An 18,196-nucleotide genomic window follows, 5' to 3' on the forward strand; every position below is an offset into this window, starting at 1 on the left:
GGGCGTGTGCCGCTCGGGGCGCCGCCCGCCGGGGGGACGGGGGGCACTACCGCAACACGCCCCAGGGGCTGTCCCCGCACCACCATCCGGGCCCGGCCACCACGTCCGCGCACGGGTGCGGTAGGAAGTCCGGTGTGAACGAACAGACCCCGCCCGCGACCGTTCGCGTGTTCATCGCCCTCGCCCCGCCCGACCACGCGAAAGACGAACTGGCCGACCGGCTGCGCCCCGCCTACGACACGCACCCGCAGATGCGGTGGAATCGCATCGAGGACTGGCACATCACCCTCGCGTTCCTGGGGGAGCTGCCGACGGAGACGGTCCCGCTGCTGCGCCCGCCGCTCGCCGGCCTCGCCGCGGCCCACCGGCCACCCGGTCTGGCGCTGCGCGGCAGCGGGACCTTCGACGACCGAGTGCTGTGGAGCGGAGTCGACGGAGACCTCGACGCGCTGCACACGCTCGCCGCCGATGTGCGGACCACGGTCAAGAGGTGCGGTGTCGCCCTGGAGGACCGGCCGCTGCGCCCCCATCTGACGCTCGCCCGCGCCCGCCGGGGGGACCAGTCCTCGACAGCGGAGATCGCCGAGGGACTCGCCGGGTTCAGCGGCCGCCGGTGGCCTGCGCAACGTCTGCACCTGGTCGGCAGCAACGCGGGCCGCGGCGGTGGACCTGTCCGCTACCGGGACATCGATGCCTGGGCCTTCGACGGTGGGAGCCGCAGCGGGGGCGGGAGCCGCACCGGGGCCTGAACGAGCCGGCCGGGCGGGCGTCCGCGGCCCCGCCATGACCCAAGTGTCCTCGACCGAAGCGGAGTTGCTGATCGGTGTTCTGGAGACCTCGTCGTAGGGGCGGCGCTTCAGGTCACCTGGACGGCGGAAGCTGACCGCGTACCCAGCCGGGGTCCGGGTTGACATGGGGCCGGCCCGCCACGACGACGGTCGGCACGGTCTCGTTGCCGTCGTTGGCCGATCGCACCACCGCGGCGCCCGCCGGGTCACGCCAGATGTCGACCCAGTGCAGCCGGCGGGCGCCACGGCCCATTCGGACGCGCAGCCGGAGACAGTACTTGCAGCCCGCCCGCCAGTAGACGACCGGCCGACCGTCGACCGCGCTGCGGCGTTGTGCCTCCGCCGCACTGATCGATCGGGGAAAGACGAGGGGCGAGTGCATGGCCGCCAGCAGTACGAACACCAACAGGGTCGCCACCGCCTGCCCGGTGATTCCCGAGAGGACCAGGCCGGTCGCGACGACTGCGCCGCAGAGAACGAAAAGTGTCGGCAGTTTCCAGGCACGCATCATGGTGACGCAGGCTATCGAGGAGTCGGACCGGCCCTCGGGGGAGGGCCCGCCTCCTGGTTCTGTGCCGGTCGGACCTACGACGGCCTCGGCCAGGAAACGGTGCGGAGCCGTGCGACGGCTTGCTGCAGATCGCTGAACGCGCGTTCTTCCTCCCGCGGTCCGTTGCGGGAGGCGGCCAGGACGCTGTGACGTGCACCGAGGATGCGGGCATACGCGTCGAAGCAGTTGATGACCTCCTGGATCGCGAGCTCCTCCGGAGTCGGAGGGGGCGGAGAGAGGGGGTCGTTTCGGGATGACATCGCCAGACTCTTGTCTCGTCGCAGAATTACGGATCGGGGAGAAGCGGCGCGTCCATCAGGCGCTGTGAACCCGGCTTCCGGACAGCACGCGGGATGCGGAGGCAGTCGTGCGTGGGGGAAGGGTGTGTCCGGACCGGCGGGCCGTTGCCGCGGGGGCCGCGAGCGGCGCACCGGCCTCCGCGGCGAGATGGACGACCCCGCTGGGAGCCGCCCGCATGACGCCGGGGCGCGGGCGAGGGCCCCGAGCCGTCCCCTTCGGATACGTGGCGCCCCGGCGGGGGCCAACTCCGCGCTCAGCCGGACGGCGGCGCAAGAACGAGGGCGGGGAGGTGGAGAGAACGGCACAGCAAGCCTTCCGGGCGCGACGAATTACGTCGCCGACCAGGCTTCCCGGCACACCACCCATCCCGAACAGCTGAATGAGCTGACATCAGAGTACGCGCCGCCGCAGCCGTCAGTACACTCCGGTGTTTACGCGCGGGTGACGAAGCCCTGACCGCCGGGCGGGGGACAGCAGGCACGAGAAGGCGCCCGTCGCGGTGAGCCCGTGACGCGTCACGGGGGACTCCAGTGCCGTTCCGGCCCGGGGCGCCTCCACGGACTCACCCACCGAGGCGGTCACGGCCCCCGCCCACGAAGAGCGCGCCTGTCCGCCACCGGTGCCGCGTCGGTGTGCTGTGACAGACGAGTTGTCGAGCCCGTGGGTCACGCCTTACGGGCGACCGCGCACCACATCGGGAGAGTGTCGTCCGGGGCATCGGACGGCCCGGGGCGCCAGCGTGTCAGGGTGACGACCCCCGGTTCCAGGACCTCCAGGCCGTCGAAGAAGCGCCGCACCTCTTCCCGGGTGCGCGGAGTGGCCGAAGCGTGGCTGGCGGCGCGCTCGTTGTAGATCCGCATGGACTCGGCGACCTCGGGGGCCGTGACGTCGGCGGCCGGATGGGACAGCACGAGGTGGCTTCCGGGGGCGAGACGTCCCAGCAGCCGACGGGTGATGTCCCAAGGGTCCTCGGTGTCCTTGATGTACTGGAGGATCGCCACGAGCATGAGGCCGACGGGCCGGTTCAGGTCCAGGTTGCGGGAAGCCGCTTCGAGGATCGTTTCCACGTTCCGCACATCGGCCTGCACGTAGTCCGTCTGCCCCTCGGGGCCGCTGACCAGGAGCGCCCGCGCGTGGGAGAGCACGATGGGGTCGTTGTCGACGTAGACGACACGGGAATCGGGGGCGGCCTGCTGAGCCACCTCATGGGTGTTCGCCGCGGCGGGAATGCCCGTACCGATGTCCAGGAACTGGCGTACCCCGACCTCCGTGAGGTGGCGTACGGCGCGGCCGAGGAAGGCCCGGTTGGCCCGGACGGAAGGCACGATCGTCGGGTTCGCCGTGGCGGCGAGCTCGGCTGCCTCCTGGTCGACCGGATAGTGGTCCTTGCCGCCCAGCCATACGTTGTACACGCGGGCCGGGTGCGCGTTCGCGGGAGGCGGTGCGGACAGTGTGTGGTCGTTCATCGTTTCGTCCCCTCTGCGGCCGCGGCAGCCGACTCGCACTCAAGTCCGGACACGGTACCTCCTGTGACCAGCCATGCATCCCCGGCGGTGCACAACTCGCCCGGCCCGTCGGGGCCTTGCCCGGGCGGCCGTGATCCGGGGACGCCCTAGCTGCCCGGGGGCCGCCAGCCGTTGGTGAGAAAGCCGAAGATCTCCTCTACGGCGGCCCGTCGGTCCCGCTGTCCTTGTGCGAGGACGGGGACTTCGAGGACGAACCGGGCGAGCGTGGCGCAGGCGAGGTTGTCGTGGTCGACACCGAAATCGTCGGCGATGGCCGCGCTCAGGGTGTCGGTGTGCCGGGCCCACATGCGTTCCGCGTACGCGCGCAACGCCGGTGTGGAGTCGACCAGTTGGTTGAAATCCTCCCGTTGGGGGTGTTCTGCGATCGGCAGCCAGGTGTCGAGCACGTGTCCGCACAGGGCATCGGGCACGCTCTGGCCGGGTGGTCGCTCTCGCACGGCGGAGATCAGCTGTGCGTCGTTGCTGTCCTCCCGGTCGAAGACGAGGGCCTCTTTGCCGGTGAAGTGTTTGAACACGGTCGTGGTCGACACGTCTGCGGCTTCGGCGATGTCCCGGATGCTCACGTGGTCGTAGCCGCGCTCCAGGAAGAGCTGGAGCGCGGAGTCACTGATCGCTTGCCGGGTGGCCGCCTTCTTGCGTTCGCGGCGGCCGACGGGGGGCTCGGTCATGCCCCGAGCCTACCCGATAGTGGCATGTGAATTTAAGTTGTCAGATTCCACTTTTTTCCATAGTCTACTTTTTGTGAGTCGGGGAGCCCGCGTTCGCTGCCGGCCTGTGGCACGCCCGGAGGCGGAGCCGCCCTCTTCGCCCCGCTCACCCGCATCCCCGATTTCGTCGACGGAAGGAACTGTCATGACTTCTCCGCACCCCGCGCACGCCCGGATCAGCATCATCGGAGCCGGTCCCGGTGGGCTGACCTGCGCCCGCATCCTCCAACTGCACGGCATCGCCGTCACCGTCCATGACCGTGATCCGGGCCCCGACGCACGCGATCAGGGCGGCACCCTGGACCTGCACGCCGACAACGGGCAGATCGCACTCCGTGCGGCGGGCCTCCTCGACGAGTTCTTCGAGCTGGCCCGCCCCGAAGGGCAGGAGATGCGGCAGATGGACCCTGCGGGCACGATCACGTCCCATGAGGTCCCTGGGCCCGACGAGCTCTTCAAGCCGGAAATAGACCGAGGTCAGCTCCGCGACCTCCTGCTCCACTCGCTGCGGCCCGGCACCGTGCGCTGGGGTGCGGCCCTCGACCGTGTCGAGGGGCCCGTGCGGGGGCCGCGTCAGCTGCACTTCGCCGACGGCACCACCGTCGAGGCCGATCTGGTCATCGGCGCCGACGGCGCCTTCTCCCGGGTGCGCCGGGCCGTCTCGGCCGCAGTGCCCGAATACTCGGGGGTGAGCTTCCTGGAGGCCTGGTTCTCCGACGTCGACAACCGCCACCCCGACATCGCCGAGCTGGTCGGCCAGGGTGGTGCCCACGCGGCCGACGGTGAGCGCGGCATGTTCGCGCAGCGCAACAGCGGCAACCGCATCCGCGTGTACGTCATCCAGCGCGCCCCGGCCGGCTGGATCGAGGAGGGCGGCCTGGAGCCGGGCGACACGGACGGGATCCGCGCCCTGCTCCTGAAGCGCTACGCCCACTGGTCGCCCCGCATGCGTCGGATGATCACCGACAACGACGGCCCCTACGTCGACCGCCCGATTCTTGCCCTTCCCGTCCCGCACACCTGGGTGCACAACCCCACGGTGACGCTCCTCGGTGACGCGGCCCACCTCATGCCCCCGCTGGGTGTCGGCGTCAACCTGGCCATGCTCGACGCCTGTGAACTCGCGCTCGCTCTCGCGAATGCCGCCACCGTCGACGACGCCGTCCACGTCTACGAAAAGACCATGCTTCCCCGCTCGGCCGAGATGGCCGGAGTCCTCGAAGGCGGCGCCGAACACCTGCTGGCCACCGAGGCGCCCGACTTCAGCGGGGACGGCCCCGGGCGGTGAGGCCGAGGTTCCGCCGGGCCGCGCCCTGGGTTCCGTCGTGAACACTGGACCCATTTGAGGCTTAAGTGCTGTTTGCTCACCCTGATGGCGGGTACCCCGGAGGAAGGGCGGAACGTGAAGCTCCGCTCTGCGCTGTTGCGACCCGCGCGACCCCTCGGCGTCCTGGAGATTCCATGTCAGGCCAGCACAAGAGTTCTTTTGCGACCGTGAATCCATACACCGGTGAGACCCTCGCGGAGTTCCCGTCCATCGAAGGCGAGAAGGTCGACTCCACGATCGAAACCGCAGGCCACGCGTTCGATGCGTGGCGGAAGCGGCCGATCGCGGAACGTGCCGCCGTAGTGGGCCGAGCGGCCGGGCTGATGAAGGAACGAAAAGAGCAACTGGCCCAGGTCATCACCCAGGAGATGGGAAAGCTCATCTCCGAGGCGCGCGGAGAGGTGGATCTCGCCGCGTCGATTCTGGAGTACTACGCGCGGCACGGGCCGGATTTCGCCGCCGCCGAGCCCCTCGATGTGGAAGAGGGCGAGGCATACCTCGTCAACGAGCCCCTCGGTGTGCTGCTGGGCGTCATGCCGTGGAACTTCCCGCTCTACCAGGTGGTCCGCTTCGCGGGGCCGAACCTGGTGCTCGGTAACACCGTGCTGGTCAAGCACGCCGGCATCTGCCCGCAGTCCGCTCTCGCCCTGGAGTCGCTGTTCCGCGACGCGGAGGCACCCGAGGGCGTCTACACGAACCTGTTCGTGAGCCACGAGGAGATCTCGCGCATCATCGACAGCCCGGTCGTCCGCGGAGCCTCCCTCACCGGTAGCGAGGGTGCCGGGGCCCGCGTCGCGGAACGGGCCGGGCGGAACATGAAGCCCACCCTGCTGGAGCTCGGCGGCAGCGACGTGTTCGTCGTCCTCGACCGTGAGGGGCTGGAGCGCACCATCGGGGCCGCGGTGGCGGGCCGGATGGCGAACACCGGCCAGAGCTGTGTGGCCTCCAAACGGTTCATCGTCCTGGCTGACGCCTACGACGACTTCGTGGACGGAATGCGCCGCGCGTTCGAGGCCCTGAGGCCGGGCGACCCCGCGGACGAGGCGACCACGCTGGGGCCGCTCTCATCGGAGCAGGCCGCCTCGGACCTGGCCGACCAGATCCGCGAGACGGTGGACCAAGGGGCGGAACTGGTCACCGGCGGCCATCGCATCGACCGTCCGGGCGCCTTCGTCGAACCGACGGTCATCACCGGCGTCAAGCCGGGCATGCGGGCCTACGCCGAGGAACTCTTCGGGCCGGCCGCTGTCGTTTACCGGGTCGCCGACGAGGACGAGGCCGTCGCCCTCGCCAACGACAGCCAGTACGGCCTCGGCGGATCGGTGTTCTGCGCGGACGTGGAACGGGGGCGACGAGTGGCGGAGCGCGTGGAGACCGGCATGGTCTGGGTGAACCACCCGACATCGACCCAGCCGGACCTGCCGTTCGGCGGCATCAAGCGCTCCGGCTACGGGCGGGAGCTCTCGAAGCTCGGCATGCAGGAGTTCGTCAACCGGAAACTGGTCCGGATCCTGCCTCCCGACGCGGAACTGCGCGGCATCGCAGGCTGAACGACCTGCGACGCCCCGTACGTACGCCCCGACGCCCCGTACCTGCGCCGACGGCACGTACGCCGACGGCACGTACGCACACCGACGACACAAGGAGTGACCGTGACAGCAGTTCCCGCCATCACCCTCAACAACGCGGTGCGGATCCCCCAACTCGGCTTCGGCACCTTCCAGATCCCGCCGGAGGACACCCGCGAGGCGACCCTCGCCGCGCTGGAGACCGGATACCGGCACATCGACACGGCGCAGATGTACGGCAACGAGAAGGAGGTCGGTCAGGCGGTCCGCGACTCCGGCCTCGACCGTGCCGACATCTTCGTGACGAGCAAGCTCGACAACGGCGCCCACGAGCACGATGACGCCCTCCAGGCGTTCGACCGCACCATGGACGAGATCGGCTCCGACTACCTGGATCTCTTCCTCATCCACTGGCCGCTGCCCGGCAAGGGCGACTTCGTGGATACCTGGAAGGCCCTGGAGGAGATCTACCGCTCCGGCCGTGCCAAGGCCATCGGGGTCTCCAACTTCCAGCCCCACCACCTGCGCCGCCTGCTGGAAGCCGGCGAGGTGGTGCCCGCGGTCAACCAGATCGAGGTGCACCCCTACCTCACCCAGGACGATGTCAGGGCGTTCGGAGCGGAGCACGAGATCGTCACCGAGGCCTGGTCACCCATCGCGCAGGGCAAGGTGCTGGATGATCCGACGATCAATCGCATCGCCGAGCGGGTGGGCAGGACGCCCGCTCAGGTGACCCTTCGCTGGCACCTCCAGCGCGGGGACGTGATCTTTCCCAAGTCGGTGACCCGCAAGCGTGTCGAGGAGAACTTCGACCTCTTCGACTTCGAGCTCGGCGAAGGCGACATCGGTGAGATCTCCGCGCTGAACCGTGACGAGCGCACGGGGCCCGACCCGGACCGCTTCCACGGCTGACCGATCTCGACGGAGGTCAGTGCCACTCGATCATGAGGATGGTGGCATCGTCGTTGAGTCTGTCCTTCTGGCTTTCCCGAATCGAGTGGATCAGCTGGCGGAGTGCCTCGGAGGCAGGCTCTCCCGCCGCGGTGGCGCGGATGATGGAGGCCGTGAACCCCTTCAGACCGAATTCGGATCCGCCCGCCAGGCGGGCTTCGGTCACGCCGTCCGTGTAGAGGAGGACCCGGTCCCCATGCTCCAGGGCGACCTCGTGCACCACGCGCGATGAGGGAACAAGGCTTGCGGGTGTGCCCATCGGAGGCTCGCCGGCCCGGTCCAGGGCGTTTTCCAGCACCTGCTGGTCTCGGATGAGCAGGGGCGGGGGATGGCCGCAGTTGATCCAGGTCATGACTCCGCCTGCCAGGTCCAGTTGCAGGGCGATCCCGGTGCAGAACTGATCCGGAAGCCATGTGGCGAGGGTGTCGTCGACGGTTGCGATCAGTTCGCGCAGCCCGGCCCCCTTGCGGCGAGTGCTTCGGCATCCGGCCATCGCGATCGCGGTGGTCATCCCGGACGCGAGATTGTGGCCCATCGCGTCGAGGATCACGGCGTGCAGCGTCGACTCCGTCAGCGAGTGGTCGAACGCGTCTCCGCCGAGTTCGTAGGCCGGCTCGAGGACGGCGGTGGACAGGGCCCGCGCTTCGCCGACCGTCCGGGGCGGAAGCAGGGCCCGCACCAGCTCCGCCGGCAGTGTCATCGCTTCGGTGCGGGCCTGCTGCACGAAGCGATCGCTGAAGGCGCGCTTCGAAGTGATGGCCATCGCGAGGATCGACGTGAGCGTTCTGCAACGCTCCAGCCTCGTGCTGTCCAGCGAGTCCGCCTGGATGCGGACGACTCCGAGGCGCTCCACCCCGTCCACGAGCGGGAGCCAGATGACCAGGGTGCCGCTCTCGGTACTCTCCATCCGCAGGGCCAGTGCGCGGAAGGCCCAGCCGGCCAAGGACGCGTCCACCGCGAGCTGGTCCTCACCGGAGAGCGAGGTCAGCCGCTGCTGCTGAAGGTCCACGAGGTAGATGTCGACCTCGCGCAGGCCCAGCAGGCCGGCGTACCGGTTGACCAGGGGCAGCAGATCTGTCGGGGAGGTGGCATGCACTTCGGCCAGGAACTCGTGCAGGAGATGCTCACCGTCTTCTGCGGCAGATGTACTCAAGGAGGTCACCTCTCCGGCCGGCCTGCGTTCGCCGACGGCGCCGACACCTCTCTCCTGCCCTGCTGCCCTTCTGCGCTCGACCAGCCAACCGTGCCGATGGCGGCGGGCGCCAGTCCGACGCGGCATTCGGCTGAAGGGGTACGCGGACGCGTGACGGTCCGCTTGCCGGGCAACGGTGCGGTGGGGGCGCTCCGCGCGACGTGGCGGCCGGGGCAGGTCAAGCTGGGAGGGACGTCCGTGACCGATGTCGGGAGTTCGGACCGGCCGCCGCCCCACACAGCGGAAAACGGAGGAGAAGAGCGACATGGTGCAGATCGGCTACACGATGATGACCGAGCAGGCCGGACCGCGTGAGCTCGTCGGGCATGTGGTCGGCGCGGAACGTGCCGGCTTCGACTTCTCCGTCACATCCGACCACTACTTCCCGTGGCTGGAATCGCAGGGGCACGCCTCGTACGCCTGGAGTGTGCTCGGGGCCGCCGCGCAGGCCACCGAGCGCATCCCGCTGATGACGTATGTGACCTGTCCCACCACGCGTTATCACCCGGCGGTCGTCGCGCAGAAGGCCGCCACGATGCAGCTTCTCTCACAGGGGCGTTTCCGCCTCGGGCTCGGCTCGGGGGAGAACCTCAACGAACATGTGGTGGGCGGGGGCTGGCCCGCCGCCCACGTCCGTCTGGAGATGCTGGAAGAGGCCGTGGAGATCATCCGGGCACTTCTGTCGGGGGAGCGTGTGAACCACCACGGAACCCACTTCGACGTCGAGAACGCCAAACTGTGGGACCTTCCCGACTCGCCCCCGCCCATCGGCGTGGCCGTATCGGGTGACCGCTCCTGCGAAGTCGCCGGAACGCACGCGGACCTGATGATCGCGACCGAACCCAAGCAGGAGCTGATCTCGGACTTCGAGCGACACGGCGGGGGAGGCAAACCGAAGGTCGGCCAGCTGCCCATCTGCTTCGACACCGACCGCGACGCGGCGATCGCCCGAGCCCACGACCAGTTCCGCTGGTTCGGCGGAGGCTGGCCCGTCAACTCCGAACTGCCGGGCCCGCCGGCGTTCGCGGACGCCACGCAGTTCGTACGGCCCGAGGACGTCGCGGAGTCCATCCCCTGTGGCGAGGACGTCGAAGCGGTCGTCGAGGCCGTACGGCCCTATGTCGAGGCGGGGTTCACCGAGGTCGCCCTCGTCCAGATCGGCGGAGACCACCAGGAACCGTATCTTGAGTGGGCGGAGCAGAAGCTGCTACCGGCGCTGCGGGAACTGTGAGAGCGCGAGGCTGCCCACGATGACGACGAACCGCGCCGCGATCTTCGACGTAGACGGCACTCTCGTCGATACGAACCACCTCCACGTGGTGACCTGGTGGGAGGCGTTCAGGCAGGCGGGGCACCGCGTCCCCATGCGGCGGATCCACCGAGCCGTGGGCCTGAGAGGGGGCGACCTGATCGAGCATGTCCTCGGTCCGGACCGTGACCACGACCAGGACGACGGGCTGAGCGCGGCCCACCACGCGCTCTACGGTGCCTACTTCGAACGGCTCCCGGCGTACGACCGGGCGGGCGATCTGCTGCGCACACTGTCCGGGCTCGGCTGGGGGATCGTGCTGGCCACCTCGGCGGGCGGCGGGGAACTCACCGCGCTGCGACGGGCCATCGACGCGGACGACGTCATCCTCGGGGCCGCCCGTGCGGAGGACGTCACCGAAGGCAAACCCGCCCCGGGACCCGTGGAACAGGCCAGGAGGCTGGCCGGTGTTCCGGCGGAGCGGGCGGTATTCGTCGGTGACACGGTCTGGGACATGATGGCTGCCGTGCGGGACGGAGTGACCCCCGTCGCGTTGCTGTCGGGCGGCATCCCGCGCGCCGACCTCGAGTCGGCCGGTGCGCGGGCGGTCTACCGGGACCCGTCCGACCTCCTCGACCGGCTGGACGACAGCCCCTTCGCGGAGCTGAGTTGAGAGGCGCGAGGAGGGCTGCGCCGGCTCAGTGCGCAATGCCGTCGATCAGCTCGCGCGCACCCTGTCGCAGGAGAGCGACGGCGACGGAGGTGCCGAGCGTTGCCGGGTCGAGACGCCCCGCCCACTCGTGCGCGTTCAGGACGGTCTTGCCGTCCGGCGTGAAGACCTTGGCCCGCAGGGCGAGTTCGTCATTTCCCTCGACCCGGGCGTATCCGGCGATCGGACTGTTGCAGTGGCCCTGGAGGACGTGCAGGAACATGCGCTCGGCCGTCGTCTCGCGGTGGGTGGCGGGGTCACCGAGTGCGCTCACCAGGTCGATGAGTTCCGTGTCGCCCTCGCGGCACTGGAGGGCGAGGACGCCGGCCCCGATGGGCGGGCACATCACCTCCGGGGAAAGCACCTGCGTGATCACATCGGTGCGGCCGATGCGCTCCAGACCGGAGAGGGCCAGGAGCAGCGCGTCGGCCTCCCCGGCGGCGAGCTTCTCCAGGCGCCGGTTCGCGTTCCCGCGCATCGGTACGCAGTCGAGGTGCGGATGCGAGGCGGCCAGCTGCGCGATGCGCCGTACGGACGAGGTGCCGATCCGGGTTCCGGGCGGGAGCTGGTCGAGGTGGAGTCCGGCGGGGTGGATGAGGGCGTCGCGGATGTCGTCGCGCTTGAGGAACGCGGCGAACGTGGTGCCCGCGGGCAGGGGCCGGTCGGCGGGCACGTCCTTGACGCAGTGCACGGCGAGATCCGCGTCGCCGGCGAGGAGCGCGGCGTCGACCTCCTTCGTGAACGCGCCCTTGCCCTCGACCGCGCTGAGATCGCCCATCCACTTGTCGCCGGTCGTCTTGACCGGGACGACCTCGGTACGGATGCCGGGGTGGAGCGCGGTCAGCTCGGTGCGGACACGCTCCACCTGGGCGAGCGCCATGGGCGAGTCACGGGACACGATGCGAATGAGGTCAGCGGCCATACGGTCCACGATAGACCGTCAGGTACGTGCTCCGACCAGTAGCCCTGAGGCCCATGTCGCCGCCGTGCCGAGTAAGTTGGCGCGATCGGGCAGTTGTGCGAGGAAGCTGTCCACGTCCGGCTGATGGCCACTGGGCCATGTGGGTTGGGGCAGCAGGTCATCGACGACGAACAGGCCCCCCGGCTCCAGTATGTCCAGGAGGTCGTCCAGGCGGCCGAACTTCCCGGGGCGGCAGTCGACGTAGGCGAGGGCGAGCGGAGGACCCGCGTAGGAGTCGAGCCACGTATCGGCGTCCGAGGTCTCGAAGGTGACGCGCGGATCGTGTCCGAGGTGTTCGGCGGCCACGGTCTGGCGAACGGAGTCCGTCTCGACACTGGTCAGACGGGCGTCGTGACGCATGCCGTGCAGCAGCCAGGCCGCACCGGCGCCGACGCCGGTGCCGAGTTCGACGATGTGGCCGCCGGGCTTGGACGCGGCGAGCGTGGCGAGCAGCGAGCCGGTCCGGTCCTCGCACGCCATGGCGAAGCCGAGTTCGGCGGCGTCGATCAGGATGCTGTCGAGGGCGGCCGGGCGGAAGTAAGGGCGGTCATCCACGGGAGTCCTCCGGGTGGGTGGCGAGTGCCGGACGGGCGTACGGCTCGCAAACGCCCTGGCGGGCCCGGCTCGGGCCGGCGCTCCCGAGGGGCGGTGGCGGTACTCGTGGTCTCGTGGTCACGCTCATGCAGCGAGTAGATATCGACGCGCTGTCGGCAAGACAGGGCGCACCGGTGCACACCCCGGAGCGTGCGCGCTCCCGCCGGAGTCGTCGGGCGGCGGCCGGCCGGCCCCTCAGCCCGCCGTGCCACCCACGGGCGCCGGGCCGCCGCCGCTCTCCGTCTGGGAGAGGGGCCTCGCGATGTCCTCCAGGGAGCGCTGCTCGGCGTTGACCGCGAGGAAGGCCGCGACGATGCCTGCCGCGCACATCAGGCCCGCCCCGATGCAGAAGGCGAGGGCCGTGTCGCCGACGACGCCCGATTCGGTGAGGTCGGCGAAGATGAGCGGGCCGCTGATCCCGCCGACCGCCGTGCCGACCGCGTAGAAGAAGGCGATGGCCATGGCCCTGGTCTCCATCGGGAAGACCTCGGAGACCGTCAGATAGGCGCTGCTCGCCCCTGCCGATGCGAAGAACAGCACGACGCACCAGCAGGCGGTGAGGGTGTTGGCCGTGAGCGAGCCCCGGTCGAAGAGCCAGGCCGTGATGAACAGCAGGATGCCCGGCAGGATGTACGTACCCGCGATCATGACGCGCCGGCCGATCGTGTCGAAGAGCTTGCCGAGCACGAGCGGTCCTACGAAGTTGCCGGCCGCGATCACCGCGAAGTAGTAGCCGGTGTGGCCGGTCCGGACGTCGTAGAAGGTGGTGAGGATCGCGCCGAAGCCGAAGGTGATCGCGTTGTAGAGGAAGGCCTGGCCGATGAAGAGCGACAGACCGAGCACGGCGCGCTTGGGGTAGCTGCGGAAGACGGTCTTCGCGATGAGGCCGAAGCCGATGCTCTTGCGTTCGTGGATGGTGATCTCACCGGCCGGGGCCGGCAGCTTCTCGTGCTTCTCCTCCTCCACCTCCCGCTCCACCGAGCCGACGAGCTTGTCCGCGTCCTCCCCGTGCCCGTGGATGAACTGCCATCGCGGGCTCTCCGGTACGTGTCGCCGTACGAGCAGGATGACGAGTCCCAGGACGACACCGAGGGCGAAGGTGAGCCGCCAGCCGAGGTCCTTGGGGAAGTAGTCCGTGTTCAGCATGACGATGGAGAGCAGCGCCCCGCCGACGGCGCCCAGCCAGTAGCTGCCGTTGATGATGAGGTCGACCCGGCCCCGGTACTTCGAGGGGATCAGCTCGTCGATCGCGGAGTTGATGGCCGCGTACTCCCCGCCGATCCCGAAACCGGTCAGGAAGCGGAAGAGGAAGAACCACCAGGCGCTGAACGAGAGCGCGGTCATGGCGGTCGCGGCGAGGTAGACCGCGAGCGTCACCATGAACAGCTTCTTGCGGCCGAAGCGGTCGGTGAGCCAGCCGAAGAACAGTGCGCCCGAGCAGGCTCCGGCCACGTAGAGGGCCGCGGCAAGACCGGTGACCTGCGCGGACGTGATGGCCAGCCCCGAGCCCTCCTCCGACAGCCGGCCCGCGATGTTGCCGACCGTCGTCACTTCGAGGCCGTCCAGGATCCACACCGTGCCGAGGCCGATGACGATCATCCAGTGCCAGCGCGACCAGGGAAGCCGGTCCAGCCGGGCCGGCACCGCCGTAGTGATGACGCCGAGCCCGGAATCACCCGGCGCCGCGGCCTCGCCGGCAGGGCCCGCCTCGCGGCCCCCGCGCCCGCTCCGGCCGCCGTCCGGCCCGGTGCCACCGCCTCCACCCGGACCCTGTTCCTCGTCTCCGGGTTCGTCCGATGCGGCGCGGGTTGTCACGGCGCTACCTCCTGATCCGGGCGGGCGCACACTGCGGGACCGCTGAGAATCCAATATCCGCCAGGTGCCCGGGTGCCGCCGCCGTACACGCGGTGCGGCTCCTCCACACGAGGTGAACGCGTGCGGCAGGCAGCCCCGGCGGCTGCCGCGGTCACCCGCTTCGCCCGAACTCGTGCCGCCCGCTCAGGGGCTCGCACCCGGGACCGCCCCGGCGGCCCGCAGATGGTTGATTCACCAGGGCAGGGTGGCTCGGGCCGGTCGTTTTCCGTGCGGGGCACCAGTCGTTTTCGGCCTCCGGCCCGGCTTCACTGGCGGGGAAGCAGCGGCTGAAGACGGGGGAGACATGGATCTGAACACGGTTCTCGACGTGCGCGACGCCCGCCGCCACGAGCCCTGGCGCCCGGGCGACGCCTGGCTCGGCGGCGGAACGTACCTGTTCTCCGAGCCCCAGCCCCATCTGCGGCGGCTGGTCGATCTGAGCCGGATGGGCTGGGAGCCGATCCGCACCCTGCCCGACGGCTCCGTGGAGATCGCGGCCACGTGCACGATCGCGCAGCTGTCCCGGTTCGGGCGGGCACTCGACGCGGCGGCGGCCCCGCTCTTCGAGCAGTGCTGCCGGGCCTTCCTCGCCTCGTTCAAGATCTGGAACATGGCGACCGTCGGCGGGAACCTCTGCAACGGCCTGCCCGCCGGCCCGATGATCTCCCTCACCGCGGCCCTGGACGCCGACTGCCTGCTCCAGGCCCAGGACGGCTCGCTCCGGCGGGTCAAGGCGGCGGACTTCGTCACCGGAGCAGGCGTCAAGGACCTCGCCGAGGGTGAACTGCTGCGTTCGGTGACGATCCCGGCCCGCTCACTGAGGTGCCGTACGGCCTTCCGGCAGGCGTCGCTCTACGGCCTCGGTCGCTCGGGCGCCCTCGTGATCGGGACGCTGGACCCGCTGGACGGTTCACTGGCCGTGACCATCACGGCCGCGACCCGGCGTCCCTTCCGCCTCTGGTCGGCCCTGCCGCCCGGCCGGTCCGCGTTGCGCGGGGAGATCGAGTCCGCCGTGGGCGACTCCGACTGGTTCGACGACATCCACGGCCTGCCCGAATGGCGGCGCCACATGGCCTTCCACCTCGCCGAGCAGGTCCGGCGCGTTCTCACCCAGGACGGTGTGCGATGAACTTCAGCATCCAGGTCAACGACCAGCCCTTCGACTCCGAGCCCCGCGCCGGGCAGTGTCTGCGCACCTATCTGCGCGAGCGCGGCTGGTTCGGGGTGAAGAAGGGCTGCGACGCGGGGGACTGCGGCGCCTGCACGGTCCATGTGGACGGTGAGCCGGTGCACAGCTGCCTCTACCCCGCCGTACGAGCCGAGGGCCGGTCCGTCACCACCGTGGAGGGCCTGGCCCGCAAGGACGGCGAACTCCACCCCGTACAGCAGAAGTTCCTGGACGCCCAGGGCTTCCAGTGCGGGTTCTGCACCGCGGGCTTCCTGATGACCACGGCCGCCCTCGAACAGGAGAAGGGCGGCCCCCACGACGACGGCAAACTGGACGACCTGCCCCGCGCGTTCAAGGGCAACATCTGCCGCTGCACGGGATACCGCGCCATCGAGGACGCCGTCCACGGCGTCAAGCACACCGAACGCCCCTGCGCCGGGCAGGCGGTGGGCAAGAGTCTCGGGGCCCCGGCCGGACCACAGGTCGTGACGGGTACCGCCCGGTACACCTTCGACACCGAGGTCCCCGGCCTCCTCCATATGAAGCTGCTGCGCTCCCCGCACCCGCACGCCCGCATCCTCGCGATCGACACCGCGGCGGCCCTCCGGGTCCCCGGCGTCCACGCCGTCCTCACCCACGAGGACGCCCCCGACACCCTGTACTCCAGCGCCAGGCACGAACACCCCACCGAGGACCCCGACGACACCCGCGTCCTGGACGACACCGTCCGCTACGTCGGCCAGCGCGTCGCCGCCGTCGTCGCCGAGAGCGAGCAGGCGGCCGAGGAGGGCTGCCGGCGGATCGAGGTGACCTACGAGGAACTCCCCTACGTCACCGACCCGGAAGAGGCCATGCGCACCGGCGCGCCCGTCATCCACGCGGGCAAGGGACCCGAGGTGCGGATCGCCCGCGTCGAGAACAACGTGGCCGGTGAGGTGCACGGCGAGATCGGCTCCGTCGACGAGGGGTTCGCCGAAGCTGCGGTCGTGTACGAGGAGACCTTCCGCACCCAGCGGGTCCAGCACGCCAGCCTGGAGACGCACGGCTGCGTCGCCTACTTCGAGCCGAAGGAGGAAGGCGACGGCGAGCGCCTCACCGTGCGCTCCAGCACCCAGACCCCGTTCCTGACCCGGCGCGCGCTGTGCGCCCTCTACGGCCTCCCCGAGGACGAGGTCCGGGTCGTCGCGGGCAGGGTGGGCGGCGGATTCGGCGGCAAGCAGGAGATGCTCACCGAGGACATCGTCGTACTGGCCGCACTCAGACTGCACCGTCCGGTCAAGCTCGAGTACACCCGCGCCGAGCAGTTCTACGGCGCCACCACCCGCCACCCCTTCACGATCCGCATCAAGCTGGGTGCCCGCGCGGACGGCACGCTGAGCGCGATCCAGATGCGGGTGGTCTCCAACACCGGCGCGTACGGCAACCACGGCCCCGCCGTCATGTTCCACAGTGTCGGCGAGTCCTTCGCCGTCTACCGCGCCCCGCACAAGAAGGTCGACGCCTTCTCCGTCTACACCAACGGCGTTCCCGCGGGCGCCTTCCGGGGCTACGGACTCGGCCAGGTCACCTTCGCCGTCGAATCAGCCATGGACGAGATGGCCCGGCGCCTGGGCATGGACCCGCTCGCGTTCCGGGAGAAGAACATCATCGGCCCGGGCGACCACATGGCCAGTCCGATCGGGGAGGAGGAGGACCTGCACATCGCCTCGTACGGCCTCGCCCAGTGCCTGTCGATCGTCCGCGACGCCATGGCGGAGGACCGCAGCACCGAGGACGTTCCGGCGGGATGGCTGACCGGCCAGGGCACCGCCATGGCGATGATCGCCACCGGGCCGCCCGGCGGTCACTACGCCGACGCGACCGTCACTCTCCTCACCGACGGAACCTACGACATCGCCGTGGGCACGGCGGAGTTCGGCAACGGCACCACCACCGTCCACAAGCAGATCACCGCGGGGGCCCTCAACACCACCGTCGACCGGATCGCCATCCGGCAGTCCGACACCGACGTCGTCCGCCACGACACCGGCGCCTTCGGCTCGGCCGGTACGGTCGTGGCGGGCAAAGCGGTCCTGCTCGCCGCGGAGTCCCTGGCCGGGCGCCTCAAGACCTTCGCGGCCCGGCACACCGGAGTGGCCCGCCACCTGTGCACCCTCGGCACGGACGCGATCGACTGCGCCGGCCGGACCGTCACGCTGAAGGAGCTCCACGAGGCCGCCCACGCGGCGGGTGCGCAGCACGAGATCACGGCGGAGGGGCACTGGGGCGGCAGTCCACGCTCGGTGGCCTTCAACGCCCAGTGGTTCCGGATCGCCGTCGACCCGGACACGGGCGAGATGAGGATCCTCCGCAGTGTCCACGCCGCCGACGCCGGCAAGGTGATGAACCCGCTGCAGTGCCGTGGACAGATCGAGGGCGGGGTCGCGCAGGCGCTCGGCGCCACACTCTTCGAGACCGTGAGGCTCGACGAGCGCGGCAAGGTCACCACTGCGGCCTTCCGCCGCTATCGCCTTCCGCAGTACGCCGACGTGCCGCGTACCGAGGTCCACTTCATGGAGACGACGGACGCGATCGGCCCGCTCGGAGCCAAGTCGATGAGCGAGAGCCCCTTCAACCCCGTCGCCCCCGCCTTCGCCAACGCGCTGTACGACGCCACGGGGATCCGCTTCACCGAGATGCCCGTGACCCGGGACCGTGTGTGGCTGGCGATGGATCAGCGGGGTGCTCGGCGCGCCGACTCGTCCGCGTAGCC

At 70.1% G+C, this 18,196-nt stretch carries 16 protein-coding genes; 8 read left to right on the top strand and 8 right to left on the bottom strand.

Annotated features, from left to right (window positions below; genetic code table 11):
- Positions 1-134: 134 nt before the first annotated feature.
- Positions 135-749, top strand: coding sequence for an RNA 2',3'-cyclic phosphodiesterase (thpR, locus tag ACFVJX_RS01065; protein WP_384123499.1), 615 nt, complete (start codon positions 135-137; stop codon positions 747-749).
- Positions 750-861: 112 nt separating this feature from the next.
- On the opposite strand, the gene ACFVJX_RS01070 is transcribed toward thpR, so the two are convergent.
- From ACFVJX_RS01070 to ACFVJX_RS01085, 4 genes are all read right to left on the bottom strand, one after another.
- The gene (locus ACFVJX_RS01070) at positions 862-1,299 is read right to left on the bottom strand and encodes a hypothetical protein (RefSeq protein WP_384123497.1); all 438 of its coding nucleotides are present in this window, start codon (positions 1,297-1,299) and stop codon (positions 862-864) included.
- Between the two features lie 74 nt (positions 1,300-1,373).
- The gene (locus ACFVJX_RS01075; protein ID WP_384123495.1) at positions 1,374-1,598 is read right to left on the bottom strand and encodes a hypothetical protein; all 225 of its coding nucleotides are present in this window, start codon (positions 1,596-1,598) and stop codon (positions 1,374-1,376) included.
- A gap of 705 nt (positions 1,599-2,303) precedes the next feature.
- On the bottom strand, positions 2,304-3,104 hold the full coding sequence (locus ACFVJX_RS01080; protein WP_384123493.1) for an SAM-dependent methyltransferase: 801 nt from the start codon (positions 3,102-3,104) through the stop codon (positions 2,304-2,306).
- Between the two features lie 146 nt (positions 3,105-3,250).
- On the bottom strand, positions 3,251-3,832 hold the full coding sequence (locus ACFVJX_RS01085) for a TetR/AcrR family transcriptional regulator (protein ID WP_384123491.1): 582 nt from the start codon (positions 3,830-3,832) through the stop codon (positions 3,251-3,253).
- 184 nt (positions 3,833-4,016) lie between these two features.
- Between ACFVJX_RS01085 and ACFVJX_RS01090 the strand changes: the two genes are divergently transcribed.
- From ACFVJX_RS01090 to ACFVJX_RS01100, 3 genes are all read left to right on the top strand, one after another.
- On the top strand, positions 4,017-5,159 hold the full coding sequence (locus ACFVJX_RS01090) for an FAD-dependent oxidoreductase (RefSeq protein ID WP_384123489.1): 1,143 nt from the start codon (positions 4,017-4,019) through the stop codon (positions 5,157-5,159).
- A 173-nt stretch (positions 5,160-5,332) separates the two neighbouring features.
- The gene (locus ACFVJX_RS01095) at positions 5,333-6,748 is read left to right on the top strand and encodes an NAD-dependent succinate-semialdehyde dehydrogenase (RefSeq protein ID WP_384123487.1); all 1,416 of its coding nucleotides are present in this window, start codon (positions 5,333-5,335) and stop codon (positions 6,746-6,748) included.
- 102 nt (positions 6,749-6,850) lie between these two features.
- Positions 6,851-7,678, top strand: coding sequence for an aldo/keto reductase (locus ACFVJX_RS01100; RefSeq protein ID WP_384123485.1), 828 nt, complete (start codon positions 6,851-6,853; stop codon positions 7,676-7,678).
- A 16-nt stretch (positions 7,679-7,694) separates the two neighbouring features.
- Here ACFVJX_RS01100 and ACFVJX_RS01105 read toward each other — a convergent pair whose 3' ends face one another.
- Positions 7,695-8,870 carry a PP2C family protein-serine/threonine phosphatase gene (locus ACFVJX_RS01105; protein ID WP_384123483.1) on the bottom strand — a complete coding sequence of 392 codons (1,176 nt, stop codon included), beginning with the start codon at positions 8,868-8,870 and terminating at the stop codon, positions 7,695-7,697.
- 304 nt (positions 8,871-9,174) lie between these two features.
- Here ACFVJX_RS01105 and ACFVJX_RS01110 point away from each other — a divergent pair, with 304 nt between their 5' ends.
- Together ACFVJX_RS01110 and ACFVJX_RS01115 are read left to right on the top strand one after the other, a co-directional pair.
- Positions 9,175-10,140, top strand: a complete 966-nt coding sequence (locus tag ACFVJX_RS01110; RefSeq protein WP_384123482.1) for an LLM class F420-dependent oxidoreductase — start codon at positions 9,175-9,177, stop codon at positions 10,138-10,140.
- 19 nt (positions 10,141-10,159) lie between these two features.
- The gene (locus ACFVJX_RS01115) at positions 10,160-10,831 is read left to right on the top strand and encodes an HAD family hydrolase (protein ID WP_384123480.1); all 672 of its coding nucleotides are present in this window, start codon (positions 10,160-10,162) and stop codon (positions 10,829-10,831) included.
- A gap of 25 nt (positions 10,832-10,856) precedes the next feature.
- Here the strand turns inward: ACFVJX_RS01115 and hemC are convergent, their stop codons facing one another.
- The 3 genes from hemC to ACFVJX_RS01130 form a co-directional block, all read right to left on the bottom strand.
- Complete coding sequence (gene hemC, locus ACFVJX_RS01120; protein WP_384123478.1) at positions 10,857-11,789, bottom strand: hydroxymethylbilane synthase; 933 nt, start codon at positions 11,787-11,789, stop codon at positions 10,857-10,859.
- A gap of 18 nt (positions 11,790-11,807) precedes the next feature.
- Positions 11,808-12,383, bottom strand: a complete 576-nt coding sequence (locus ACFVJX_RS01125; RefSeq protein WP_384123476.1) for an O-methyltransferase — start codon at positions 12,381-12,383, stop codon at positions 11,808-11,810.
- A gap of 234 nt (positions 12,384-12,617) precedes the next feature.
- Positions 12,618-14,237: an MFS transporter gene (locus tag ACFVJX_RS01130; protein WP_384123474.1), complete on the bottom strand. Its 1,620-nt coding sequence runs from the start codon at positions 14,235-14,237 to the stop codon at positions 12,618-12,620.
- Between the two features lie 343 nt (positions 14,238-14,580).
- Here ACFVJX_RS01130 and ACFVJX_RS01135 point away from each other — a divergent pair, with 343 nt between their 5' ends.
- Together ACFVJX_RS01135 and ACFVJX_RS01140 are read left to right on the top strand one after the other, a co-directional pair.
- Positions 14,581-15,405 carry an FAD binding domain-containing protein gene (locus ACFVJX_RS01135; RefSeq protein ID WP_384123472.1) on the top strand — a complete coding sequence of 275 codons (825 nt, stop codon included), beginning with the start codon at positions 14,581-14,583 and terminating at the stop codon, positions 15,403-15,405.
- Positions 15,402-18,194, top strand: a complete 2,793-nt coding sequence (locus tag ACFVJX_RS01140) for a molybdopterin-dependent oxidoreductase (RefSeq protein ID WP_384123470.1) — start codon at positions 15,402-15,404, stop codon at positions 18,192-18,194. The genes ACFVJX_RS01135 and ACFVJX_RS01140 overlap by 4 nt, the downstream gene beginning before the upstream one ends.
- Positions 18,195-18,196: the final 2 nt, after the last annotated feature.

The organism is Streptomyces sp. NPDC127177, assembly GCF_042672475.1.
In the GTDB taxonomy this organism is placed as follows: domain Bacteria; phylum Actinomycetota; class Actinomycetes; order Streptomycetales; family Streptomycetaceae; genus Streptomyces.